The sequence below is a fragment of the Vibrio gangliei genome (genome assembly GCF_026001925.1).
Classification (GTDB): Bacteria; Pseudomonadota; Gammaproteobacteria; order Enterobacterales; family Vibrionaceae; genus Vibrio; species Vibrio gangliei.
On record NZ_AP021869.1, the window covers coordinates 2,036,685 to 2,049,780 of the forward strand.

At 44.7% G+C, this 13,096-nt stretch carries 8 protein-coding genes and 1 pseudogene; 1 reads left to right on the forward strand and 8 read right to left on the reverse strand.

Going from position 1 to position 13,096, the window contains the following annotated elements; translation table 11 throughout:
* Positions 1-185: 185 nt before the first annotated feature.
* The 5 genes and pseudogenes from eno to rlmD form a co-directional block, all read right to left on the reverse strand.
* Positions 186-1,487, reverse strand: a complete 1,302-nt coding sequence (gene eno / locus Vgang_RS09385; protein WP_105900885.1) for a phosphopyruvate hydratase — start codon at positions 1,485-1,487, stop codon at positions 186-188.
* A gap of 119 nt (positions 1,488-1,606) precedes the next feature.
* Positions 1,607-3,244 (reverse strand): CTP synthase, encoded by a 1,638-nt coding sequence (locus tag Vgang_RS09390; RefSeq protein WP_105900884.1) that lies wholly within the window; start codon positions 3,242-3,244, stop codon positions 1,607-1,609.
* A 200-nt stretch (positions 3,245-3,444) separates the two neighbouring features.
* Positions 3,445-4,251, reverse strand: a complete 807-nt coding sequence (gene mazG, locus Vgang_RS09395; protein WP_105900883.1) for a nucleoside triphosphate pyrophosphohydrolase — start codon at positions 4,249-4,251, stop codon at positions 3,445-3,447.
* A gap of 103 nt (positions 4,252-4,354) precedes the next feature.
* Complete coding sequence (gene relA / locus Vgang_RS09400; RefSeq protein WP_105900882.1) at positions 4,355-6,571, reverse strand: GTP diphosphokinase; 2,217 nt, start codon at positions 6,569-6,571, stop codon at positions 4,355-4,357.
* A gap of 170 nt (positions 6,572-6,741) precedes the next feature.
* Positions 6,742-8,061: pseudogene (rlmD, locus tag Vgang_RS09405) on the reverse strand (23S rRNA (uracil(1939)-C(5))-methyltransferase RlmD); the annotation flags it as partial.
* 240 nt (positions 8,062-8,301) lie between these two features.
* On the opposite strand from rlmD, the gene barA reads away from it, so the two are divergent.
* A complete protein-coding gene (gene barA, locus Vgang_RS09410; protein WP_105900880.1) occupies positions 8,302-11,106 on the forward strand; it encodes a two-component sensor histidine kinase BarA in 2,805 nt (934 codons plus the stop codon).
* A gap of 65 nt (positions 11,107-11,171) precedes the next feature.
* Here barA and acpS read toward each other — a convergent pair whose 3' ends face one another.
* Genes acpS through recO form a run of 3 tightly spaced genes read right to left on the reverse strand, consistent with a single transcriptional unit; the run spans position 11,172 to position 13,033 of the window.
* Positions 11,172-11,552: a holo-ACP synthase gene (gene acpS, locus Vgang_RS09415; protein ID WP_105900879.1), complete on the reverse strand. Its 381-nt coding sequence runs from the start codon at positions 11,550-11,552 to the stop codon at positions 11,172-11,174.
* Positions 11,552-12,298: a pyridoxine 5'-phosphate synthase gene (gene pdxJ / locus Vgang_RS09420; RefSeq protein ID WP_105900878.1), complete on the reverse strand. Its 747-nt coding sequence runs from the start codon at positions 12,296-12,298 to the stop codon at positions 11,552-11,554. The genes acpS and pdxJ overlap by 1 nt, the downstream gene beginning before the upstream one ends.
* A gap of 3 nt (positions 12,299-12,301) precedes the next feature.
* On the reverse strand, positions 12,302-13,033 hold the full coding sequence (gene recO, locus Vgang_RS09425) for a DNA repair protein RecO (protein WP_105900877.1): 732 nt from the start codon (positions 13,031-13,033) through the stop codon (positions 12,302-12,304).
* Positions 13,034-13,096 lie beyond the last annotated feature (63 nt).

Genomic DNA, 13,096 nt, shown 5'->3' on the forward strand with positions numbered 1-13,096 from the left:
AGGAAGAGCATGATCGTGGAGCGTCTCTCGGGCGCTGCGCTGCTCGTCTATCGATAAAGCGCTTTTTCTCTTCCGAGCGACGAGTAGTGAAACGACCGAGCACCGAGTAACGTTCCACACATAAAAAAAAACCACCTCCGAAGAGATGGTTTTTAAGAACTAAAAGCTAGCTAATTCGTTATGAATTACGCTTGACCTTTAACTTCTTTTAAACCGTTGAAAGGCGCTTTAGAACCTAGAGCTTCTTCGATACGGATTAATTGGTTGTACTTAGCAACACGGTCAGAACGGCTCATAGAACCTGTTTTGATTTGACCTGCAGCTGTACCTACCGCTAGGTCAGCGATAGTTGCATCTTCAGTTTCGCCAGAACGGTGAGAGATTACTGCTGTGTAACCTGCGTCTTTAGCCATCTTGATTGCAGCTAGAGTCTCAGTTAGAGAACCGATTTGGTTGAACTTGATTAGGATAGAGTTAGCAACGCCTTTTTCGATACCTTGAGCAAGGATCTTAGTGTTTGTAACGAATAGGTCGTCACCTACTAGTTGGATTTTGCCACCTAGTAGTTCAGTTTGGTGCTTGAAGCCATCCCAATCTGATTCGTCTAGACCGTCTTCGATAGAAACGATAGGGAATTTTTCAACTAGGCCCGCTAGGTAGTGGTTGAACTCTTCAGAAGTGAACGTTTTACCCTCACCTTTCATGTTGTAGATGCCAGCTTCTTTGTCGAAGAACTCAGATGCTGCACAGTCCATTGCTAGAGTAACGTCTTTACCTAGCTCGTAACCTGCTGCTGCAACTGCTTCTGCGATTACTTCTAGCGCTTCAGCGTTAGATTTAAGGTTAGGAGCGAAACCACCTTCGTCACCAACAGCTGTGTTGTAGCCTTTAGACTTAAGAACTTTAGCTAGGTTGTGGAATACTTCCGCGCCCATGCGTACCGCTTCTTTAAGCGTTGCAGCACCAACTGGTTGAATCATGAATTCTTGGATATCAACGTTGTTGTCAGCGTGCTCACCACCGTTGATGATGTTCATCATTGGTAGAGGCATAGAGAATACGCCTGCAGTGCCGTTTAGTTCAGCGATGTGCTCGAATAAAGGCATGCCTTTAGCCGCTGCAGCTGCTTTTGCGTTAGCTAGAGAAACCGCTAGGATTGCGTTAGCACCGAAGTTAGATTTGTTTTCAGTACCGTCTAAATCGATCATGATTTGGTCGATTGTAGCTTGGTCTTTCGCGTCTTTACCAACTAGAGCAGTAGCGATTTGGCCGTTAACTGCTTCGATTGCTTTAAGAACACCTTTACCTAGGAAACGTGATTTGTCTCCGTCACGTAATTCAAGTGCTTCACGAGAACCAGTTGATGCGCCAGAAGGAGCAGCAGCCATACCTACGAAGCCACCTTCTAGGTGTACTTCAGCTTCTACAGTTGGGTTACCACGTGAGTCGATGATTTCGCGACCTAGAACTTTAACGATCTTAGACATTAATGTTTCCTCTCGTTCAATTTAAATATAAATGTCAAATTTAAGGATGGCTGCACAACATAAAGCAACCATCCATATCCCTTTTACATCTTACTTTCAAAGTTTACCGATTAAGGTAATTATTCAAATTCACCGCGTTGGTTTTGACCCGCCGCTTTAATGAACCCTGCGAACAGTGGGTGACCGTCGCGAGGTGTTGATGTGAATTCTGGGTGGAACTGCGCCGCCACAAACCAAGGATGATTCGGGTTTTCAATCACTTCCACTAATTTTTTATCTGCCGATAGGCCAGACACTTTCAAACCGGCTTTTTCGATTTGAGGACGCAAATTGTTGTTCACTTCGTAACGGTGACGGTGACGCTCGTGAATTTGAGTGTTGCCGTACAGTTCATGCGCTTTCGTGCCTTTTTCTAGGTGACAAAGCTGAGAACCTAGACGCATTGTGCCGCCTAAATCAGACGCTTCAGTACGTTCTTCAACGTTACCTTCTTTATCTACCCACTCAGTGATAAGACCAACCACTGGGTACTTAGTTTCTTTATTAAACTCAGTTGAATGAGCACCTTCCATACCAGCAACGTTACGTGCGTATTCGATCAGTGCCACTTGCATACCAAGACAAATGCCTAAGTATGGTACTTTTTTCTCACGAGCGTATTGAGCCGCTAGAATCTTACCTTCAATACCACGGTCACCGAAGCCACCAGGTACAAGAATAGCATCAATTCCTTCTAATAAATCGGTGCCTTTAGATTCAAGATCTTGCGAATCAATGTACTTGATATTCACGCTTAAACGGTTTTTCAAACCCGCGTGTTTTAACGCTTCGTTTACGGATTTGTAAGCATCTGGTAATTCAGTGTACTTACCTACCATACCGATAGTCACTTCACCGGTTGGGTTCGCTTCTTCATAAATCACTTGTTCCCATTCAGATAAATCCGCTTCAGGCGCAGAAATACCAAAACGAGTACACACTAAATCATCCAAACCTTGAGCACGGATAAGTTGCGGGATCTTATAGATTGAATCCACATCTTTCATTGAGATAACGGCTTTTTCAGCAACGTTACAGAACAGTGCAATCTTCTTACGCTCGTTCGCAGGGATCATGCGATCGCTACGGCACACAAGAATGTCAGGTTGAATACCGATAGACAACAGCTCTTTTACTGAGTGTTGAGTCGGTTTAGTTTTCACTTCACCCGCTGCCGCCAAGTAAGGCACAAGCGTTAGGTGCATGAACATCGCATTTTCACGGCCAACTTCAACGGCAAGCTGACGAATCGCTTCCATGAATGGTAGAGATTCGATATCACCCACTGTACCGCCGATTTCAACGATCGCGATATCGTGACCTTCAGCACCAGCGATGATGCGGTCTTTGATTGAGTTAGTTATATGAGGAATAACCTGAATAGTTGCACCTAGGTAGTCACCACGACGCTCTTTACGTAGAACATCTTCGTAGACACGACCGGCAGTAAAGTTATTACGCTTGCTCATCTTGGTACGAATGAAACGTTCGTAGTGACCAAGGTCAAGATCGGTTTCTGCACCGTCTTCAGTTACAAACACTTCACCGTGTTGGATCGGGCTCATTGTGCCTGGATCCACGTTGATATATGGATCAAGTTTCATCATGGTCACTTTAAGACCACGAGCTTCTAAAATCGCTGCAAGTGATGCTGCTGCAATACCTTTACCTAGAGAGGATACGACCCCACCAGTAACAAAAATGTAATTTGTCGTCATGCTTAACCTGAAATTGGTTGAATGAGGGAAATGGATTTCTTCTGGACGGGACGAAACTATACCAGAACCCATTTATCGCCACAACGTGAAATCTATCACACTCGATTATTTTATTTCTTGCTTCAAATCAATTTAGCTATACCAGTACCATTTCACTGCTTTACAAACAAAACAATCACTATATAAAACAAGTATTTCTGTTACGCTAAATTGTTCTTTTCCTGCTGTTTTATTGCTTCCCAATGGGCATCTAATTGTTCCAGAGAGCAATCGGTCAGCGATTTACCTTGTTGCTGAACGCGAGATTCTACCCCTCGAAAACGCTTTTCAAACTTTTGATTCGCTTTCGCCAAGGCACTTTCTGGGTTATGCCCTAGATGACGCACTAAGTTGACAGTGGCAAACAACAAATCGCCGAGTTCTTCTTCGATGCGTTGCGCGTTTTGTTCGACTTGTAACGCTTCTTCCATGACTTCATCGATTTCTTCATGCACTTTTTCAACGACAGGCCCTAACGAATCCCAATCGAAGCCATATTTGGCACACTTTTTCTGGATTTTATTAGCACGAGCTAAAGCAGGTAACGAAACTGGTATAGAGTCTAGAATACTTTCTTCTTGTTTGCCTAATTGGGCTTTTTCTTGTTGCTTGGTCATTTCCCAACGTTGAGTCAGCTCGGCTTCATCTTGAACTTTTTCATCAGAAAAAACATGAGGATGGCGGCGAACTAATTTTTCATTGAGCGTGTCAACGACATCATCAAAATCAAACAAGTTTTGTTCTTTAGCCATCTGACTATAAAAGATTACCTGGAATAACACATCGCCCAGCTCTTCTTTTAAATTCGCCCAATCTTGCTTGTGAATGGCATCGACCACTTCGTAGGTTTCTTCAATGGTATGGGGCACAATGGTTTCAAAGGTTTGCTTGGTATCCCATGGGCAGCCAGTATCAGGATCGCGCAGCTGTTGCATAATGGCTTTCAATTGTTCTATCGATTGAGTCATATCGTTCTCGCTTTCATCGGTTCTGAACTCATTTGAGAGGAAGATTGAGGATAAAAAAAGACACTGCGCAAAAATGGGCAGTGTCTGTTTTCAATATTGATGCTTACTTCAAACGCTTCACTCGCAGCACGTCTTTTAGCTGCTCAACGCGCGCAATAATACGTGATAGAACCTCAACGTTGGTCACTTCCAAGTTAAAGTCCATGATCACAATTTGACGCTTGTAATCGGTACGGCTGTTCATGCCACTGACTTTGATTTTTTCATTGGCAAACAACGCGGTGACATCTTTGAGCAAACCGCTACGCTCTAACGCTTCCACGCGGATAGTCAGAATGTAATGCCCAGTAAAACCACTGCCCCACACGGTATCAATAATACGTTCTGGTGCGTGATGCTTGAGCTCTTCTAACTGCTCACAATCGACACGGTGAACAGAGATGCCTCGACCTTGAGTAATGTATCCACAAATATCATCGCCCGGAATCGGTTGGCAACAACGCGCAAGGTGCGTCATTAAGTTATCGACCCCTTGTACCACCACCGCATCTTTACGTGGGCGGCTTTCATGCGCTTGTTGCGATTCCTGTAGCTTAGCCAGTGCTTGTTTGTCTTCTTCTTCCGCGGTAGGCTTATTCACTAACGCATTAATGTGATTAATCACTTGGTTAATACGTAAGTCACCACTACCAATACCAGCAAACAGCTCATCAGAAGAATTGACGTTAAAGCGCTTAAGCGAGTATTGCTGCGCGTCTTTCAACGTCGCGCCAATTTTTTGCAATTCTCGCTCTAAGATATCTTTACCCGCTTCGATATTTTTCTCGCGGCTTTGCTTTCTAAACCAAGCATTAATTTTGGCACGAGCACGGCCTGAATGGACAAAGCCTAAGTTAGGGTTGAGCCAATCACGAGAAGGATTTGGCTCTTTTGACGTGATGATTTCAACTTGGTCGCCCATCGCCAGTTTATGGGTAAATGGCACGATTCGGCCACCCACTTTCGCCCCGATACAACGATGCCCGACTTCCGAGTGAATGTGATAAGCAAAATCAAGCGGTGTGGCCCCCATTGGCAAATCAACCACATCACCACGCGGAGTAAAGGCATATACACGATCATCAAACACTTGGCTGCGTAGCTCATCCAGCATTTCGCCAGAATCGGCCATTTCTTCTTGCCAATCGATCAGCTTACGTAGCCAGGTAATTTTCTCATCATAGCCACTGCGGCCTGCCGAACTGCCTTCTTTGTATTTCCAGTGTGCGGCAACCCCAAGCTCAGAATCTTCATGCATTTGCTTGGTACGAATCTGGATTTCAATGGTTTTGCCTTCTGGGCCTAACACCACGGTATGAATCGATTGGTAACCGTTAGGTTTTGGGTTAGCAACATAATCATCAAACTCGCTTGGCAAGTGCTTATATTTGGTGTGCACCATACCTAACGCGGCGTAACAATCTTGCAGTTTATCGGCAATAATGCGCACCGCGCGCACATCAAACAGCTCATCAAAGGCGAGATTTTTCTTCTGCATCTTGCGCCAAATGCTGTAGATGTGTTTTGGCCTGCCGCTGACTTCCGCATTGATGTTGGCGGCTTTCATTTCTTTCGACAAGTTGGTCACAAAGTCATGAATGTACTGCTCACGCACAATACGGCGTTCAGATAACTGCTTAGCGATTTTCTTATAAATATCCGATTGCTGATAACGGAAAGCGTAATCTTCAATCTCCCATTTCAGCTGACCAATACCTAAACGGTTAGCTAATGGGGCATAAATATTGGCACACTCTTTTGCGGCCGCTTGACGCACTTCATCTGGTTCATTTTTGACTTCACGTAGATTACAAATACGCTCGGCCAATTTGATAACCACGCAGCGAAAATCATCCACCATCGCCAACAACATACGGCGGATATTATCCACTTGCTCCGAGGCTTCTGAAGCATCTAAGCTCACATTCAATTGCCCGATAGCGGCCATTTCTTCTACGCCATCAATCAATTTCACGATTTCTTTGCCGTAGGTTTCAATTAAGGCTTCTCGTTCAAATAAGCCCGCGGTTACAACAGGAAAAAGTTGTGCTGCGACTAAGGTTGGACGGTCCATAGAAAGTGTGATCAAAATTTCAATCATTTCTCGGCCACGCCACAACAATAGCGAGCGATCAGGATGATTTTCTAATAAGCGCTCGCACTCTTGGTAAACCTGAGTCAACTTATTGCTGGTCTTGCCATCTTGACGAAGACTCTCAATCCAAGATTCAAGTTCAAATTGTTCGTTTTTGTTTAAATGTGCGCTTCTGACTGCGACCATTACACTTTCCTGTTTTCAATTTTGAATGATAAAAGGCTAAAAATGCTTATTCATGCCTAAAATAGTTTTAATTTGGACGGTTTAACTCGACCGTTCTTAGTGTTTTTTGCATGGTTATTATGTTGCTTCGCCGATTTCGATTTATTCTTAACTGACTTGTTCTTAACCGATTGGCTTTTAACAAAAAGCGCCATCGATTCTAGGTGGCTGGTATGAGGGAACATGTCCATCATGGCCAAACGTTTAAGTTGGTATCCTTGGTTTTGCAGACTATGACTATCACGCGCCAATGTTGTTGGATTACACGACACATAGACCACAGTGCTCGCACCAAGTTCGGCCACTTTATCAATAATACCCGATGCCCCCGCACGAGCAGGATCGAGTAATATTTTATCGAACGCTTTTTTAGCCCAAGGTGCCTGAGTTAAGTCTTGTTCTAGATCAGCTTGATAGAATTCTAAGTTATCTAATTGGTTAATTTGAGCGTTGGATCGCGCTCTGTCGACCATAGCTTGAATACCTTCCACACCAACAACAGACTGGGCTTGTTGAGCCAGAGCCAAACTAAAGTTACCTAAACCACAGAATAAATCCAGTATGCGATCGGTTTTAGTGATCGCTAACCACTCGACCGCTTGTTTTACCATCGCCTGATTGACCGCTTGGTTTACTTGAATAAAGTCAGTCGGCAGAAAATCTATCTTATTGCCCGTTTCGACACATTGCAGCGGTTGCCCTGCTAAACAGTGTAGCTCGCCATCATTATCTAACCAGTACACAGTCACTTGTTGATTGGAGGCAAACGCTAACAATAAATCGCGTTCCTGTTCCGTTAACGACTCAGTATGGCGAAGTAATACGGCTCTGCGGTTACCATCAAATACCACTTCGACATGCCCGATTGCACGCGGGTGATCAAACTGGAGTAACAACGACTTAATCTCAGGCAGCAACAAATTCAGGCTAGGCTCAAGCACGGGGCAATCTGTCACGTTAGCAATGTGCTTACTCGCTTTTTGGCGAAAACCAAATTGTAATTGTTGTTTCTTACTATCAAAAAACACACTCATGCGAGCGCGGCGGCGATAACCTTGAGATTGCGAGCGAATCGGTTCACTCAAGGTTATCTCTTCATCAGAAAATTTCTTCATCAGGTTTTGCAGAGAGTGAGCTTTATGAGCAATTTGATCATCATGATCCAAATGCTGCAAATTACAGCCGCCACAATGATGATAATGAGGACAGAATGGCTCAATACGCTGAGCACTGGCTTTTTGAATAGCTATCAATTTACCACGCGAAAATTTGCTTTTTTCTTCAATCGGCTGCACCAAGACTTGTTCTTGCGGTAACGCGCCTTCTACAAACATCGGCTTGTTATTGAAATAAGCGATTCCCGCCCCTTGATGATCCAATTTTTCAATCGTCACCACTTGGTGTTTTTGCTGCTGTGGTTTAGTTTTTTTGGCTTGGTAAAAGTTGGCCATGAATTTGAATACCCATTATCTAAAAAGCGAGATGGTGTTAAGTCTTTTTTATAAACAAACTTGTTATGAAAGAATTATGTGTGCTTTATCTGTCAATCTTGCTCACAATGATTGTCGAACCGCTCGGAGTTGATTAAGCTAAGGACACGTTTGGATTGACTATGTTCTTCGGCTCATTATCGAACAGCACTCTCATTCCGCTATTTTCCCATATCCAGACAGGCTTGTAATTAAAGAATCATGACAAGGTATGGCTTGCGCGCCCGCGTAATTACTTTAACGTTAGCACCAACGTTGATTATTGGCTTATTATTGAGCGCTTTTTTCACTTTTAATCGCTATCAAGATCTTGAGTCGCAGCTCATCACTTCCGGCACCGATATCATTGAGCCTCTTGCGATTGCCAGTGAGTACGGCATGACACAGCAAAGCCGCGAAGCCGTACGCCGTCTAATCAGTTACGCCCATCGTAAGCATTCCAACATTGTCCGCAGTATTGCGGTGTTCGATGCGCATCATGAATTGTTTGTGACATCCAACTTTCATCCGAATTTCCAGTCGCTCACCTTTGATAAGAGCAAGCCCATCCCGCTACTAAGCACCATTGAGCCATCGAAAACCAATCCCAATATCATGATCCTTCGTTCGCCGATTTTAGCCGAAGGCCAATTTACCAGTTCAAGTGGTAAAAAGATCGATCCAAATCAAGCCTTGGGTTATATCGCCATTGAATTAGATTTGTCATCTTTACGTTTACAGCAATATCAAGAAATCTTTGCCGCTTTAATCGTATTGTTGTTTGGTATTGGCTTATCTGGCTTTTTTGCTTATCGCTTAATGCGTGATGTGACGTTACCTATATCTCACATGGTCAGTGTGGTAGACCGGATTCGCCGAGGCCACCTCGATGTACGAATTGAAGGCAAACTGCATGGTGAGCTTGATACCCTAAAAAGTGGTATCAATGCTATGGCGATTTCGTTGTCAGAATACCATGTGGAAATGCAGCACAGCATCGACCAAGCAACCTCTGATTTGCGTGAAACACTTGAACAGTTAGAAATTCAAAACATTGAACTCGATATTGCGAAAAAACGCGCCCAAGAAGCCGCGCGGGTGAAATCAGAATTCCTCGCCAATATGTCACACGAGTTGCGCACTCCACTGAACGGTGTGATTGGTTTTGCTCGTCAAATGCTGAAAACAGAGTTAACCGCCAACCAAGTGGATTACCTACAAACGATTGAGCGTTCTGCGCAAAATCTACTGTCGATCATCAACGATATTCTCGATTTTTCTAAACTCGAAGCGGGTAAGTTGCTCTTGGAGAATATTCCATTTGACCTGCAAGATACGCTCGATGAAGTCGTGAGCTTGCAAGCTCCAAGCGCTCATGAGAAAGGCCTAGAAATCACGCTCAATATTGACACTAACATTCCGCAAGCCATGGTGGGTGACCCGCTTCGTATTCAGCAAGTACTTACTAACCTCGTTGGTAATGCCATCAAATTTACCGAGCGCGGCAACATCGACATTGTGGCGGAATTGCGCTCTCGCCAAGAGAAAAGTATTGAAGTGCAATTCATGGTGCGTGATACCGGAATTGGTATTTCCGAACGTCAGCAGTCCCAATTATTCCAAGCATTTAGCCAAGCCGATGCCAGTATTTCTCGCCGTTATGGCGGCACAGGTCTAGGCTTAGTCATTACACAAAACTTGATTAGCCAAATGGGTGGTGAAATCAGCCTAACCAGTCGCTTACACCAAGGCTCAACATTCTGGTTTACGGTAAGCTTCCAAACCACCAATATGCCGCTTGCACCACAAATTGATGCCTCATCACTTCATGGGAAATCGGTACTTCTGGTTGAGCCAAACATGCCTGCCGCCGCGATTATCGAACAACAATTAACTCGTGTCGGCATGAATGTTACCTATCAAGCTCAACTGGCAGATAACCCAGAGCGCTTTGATTTTGTATTACTCAACTTACCACCGAACCAAAGCTACGATCAAAGCAGCTTATTTACCCTGATCCAGAAAGGGCTGAATTTGTCGTCGCAGTTAATTTTAGGCTTGCCGAGCACCGAATTAGCACTGGCGGAAAACTTAATTAAGCTCTACCCGATCCAATGTATTGCCAAACCCATTGTGCGCCGCAAATTAATCCAACTGATGCTGCCCAACCAAGCTAAATCGACATTATTAGCAGCGCCACCAGCGCATAAAGATGTACTGCCACTCAAAGTCATGGCGGTCGATGATAATCCGGCTAACTTAAAGTTGATCAGCGCATTATTAGAAGAACAAGTGGAACATATTGTCGCATGCAGCAGCGGGACTCAAGCGGTCGCACAAGCCGCAGAACAAAAATTTGATGTCATTTTAATGGACATTCAAATGCCACACATGGATGGGGTGACCGCGTGCCAAAAAATCAAGCAATTACCAATGAATGCACAAACCCCCGTGATTGCGGTAACCGCGCATGCTATTGATGGCGAACGCGAACGACTACTGCAAGCTGGCATGGATGATTATTTATCGAAACCCATTGAGGAGCATGTCCTTCATCAAGCATTAGTTCACTGGAACCCGTATGCCGAGCAAGGCACCATAGAACGCCTTGATTTAACGGACGGTCAGTTGGACAAGCTACCTAGCATTACACAAGGACACCATCACAAGTCGGCCAGTCAACCAGTCAGCATTGACTGGCCAAAAGCGTTAAAGCAAGCCGCCAATAAAGAAGATCTGGCGATCGATATGCTCACCATGCTGATCGAGTTCTTACCCGAAGTCGATCAGGAAATTGAGCGGGCATTAACCGAGCCAGAAAAATATCAAGAAAGTTTACTGGCAACGATTCATAAATTGCACGGCAGTTGCTCCTACAGTGGTGTTCCTAAGCTGCAAACCTTATGTGCCACCATTGAAACCGCCTTGCGAGCAGAGCAACCGGTCGCGGATATCGAACCGGAATTGTTTGAGCTGCAAGATGAAATGGAAAAGGTAAAACAAGAAGCGAAAACATTATTGAAGTGATGCTGATCTGAAATAGCTAAAACAAAAAATCGAGCTGGTATGTGGCTCGATTTTTTTAATCCCGCTTACGACTCTAAAATCACCGTCGCCATGGCATAACGCTTTTCATCGGAAATCGATAAATGGATATGTTGCACGCCACGGTCGTGTGCTAGTTGCAGCGCTTTTCCGGTGAGCGTTAATACCGGCTTGCCCAGTTGATCATTATCGATAGTGAAATCTTGGAAACTGACCCCACACGCAATGCCCGTACCCAGTGCTTTAGAAGCGGCTTCTTTGGCTGCAAAGCGTTTAGCAAGGTAGCGCCCTTTTTGTTTCAACCCATGAAAAATGGCGAGTTCAAACGGCGTTAAAATACGCTCAGCAAACGCTTGTCCCGAACGCTGTAAACTGTTCTCTATGCGTTCAATATCGGCAATGTCTGTGCCTAAGCCGATAATCGCCATTAGCCTAATAGAGCCTGCTGACGTGCGTGTTGCATAACCGATTTCATGTCAGCTACAGCTTTATCTAAACCATCAAACAGAGCACGGCCAATAATGGCATGACCAATGTTTAACTCATAAATTTCTGGCAATGCCGCAATCGGGCCAACATTGTGATAAGTCAATCCATGCCCTGCATTCACTTTAATGCCAATGCTATGCGCATAAGTTGCCCCTGCCGCAATGCGCTTTAATTCTGCCTTTTGCTCAACATCGGATTCAGCATCCGCGTAATGGCCGGTGTGCAATTCAATAAAAGGTGCACCACAGGCTTTAGCGGCATCAATTTGCTCATGTGAAGCATCAATAAATAAAGACACCTTAATGCCTGCTTTGGTGAGTTTTTCCGTAGCGGCTTTTACTTTTTCAAGTTGACCGGCCACATCCAGCCCACCTTCTGTGGTGAGTTCTTCGCGTTTTTCAGGTACTAAACACACATACTCAGGCTTGGTTTGAATCGCAATCTCGACCATTTCATCGGTGACTGCCATTTCAAGGTTCATACGGGTTTGAATGGTTTCACTCAAAATACGCACATCGCGGTCTTTTATGTGACGGCGGTCTTCACGCAAATGCACAGTAATGCCATCAGCGCCTGCGCGCTCTGCAATTTCCGCCGCATGAACAGGATCTGGATACTTAGTCCCACGCGCATTTCTCACGGTTGCGATATGATCAATATTGACGCCTAAGTAAATCTCACTCATGGTTTAACTCCTTGTTTTCGGAATACTGCTCGATGATACCGACACAAATAATTCCCGACTTTTTAATGGTTTGCTACCAAGATAAGGCTTGAGAGCCATGCGAGTAAAACGCTTAGCAGCTTGTAATTGTTGTTTGGTAAGAAATCGACGCTCACTGATCGCGATTAACTCATTGCCAAGAAAGGTTAAGTTATCCTTTCTCACGCTCGCAATAAAGCCTTTTTGTTCACGATAGCGATAAGTCATGTTCTCAGATACGGGCTCCCCACTGCCGGCACAGTGTAAAAAGTCCACTCCGTAGCCAAGTGATGACAGCAAAGCTAACTCGAATCGACGTAATGCCGGTTCAGGGTTATCCGCTTGAGCTAACTCTGTCAGAGCGGCGAGATAATCATGAAATAGTTCAGGATAGGCGCCTTCAGACTCTACCACGCGGCTGATCAACTCGTTGATATACATTGCAGAATAGAGATTGATTCCGGTAAGAGGAATACCGAGGCTTATCGGTTCGGCTTGTCTTAACGTTCTCATCGAACCTTTACCAAACCACTTTAATAATAACGGTGTGAAGGGTTGGAGCACCCCTTTGAGGTTGGATCGCTTACTGCGCGCGCCTTTGGCTAAAATACTGACTCGGCCATACTCTTCACTGAATACATCCAAGATCAAACTGGTTTCAGTATAAGGACGGCGATGTAGGATAAAACAGCGTTGTAATCCTTGCGGGTCAGACATAGCTTTTTCCGTAGCGCGAATCTCGGCTGCTCGTTTCTCGATTCATCTTTCATCAAGATTTTC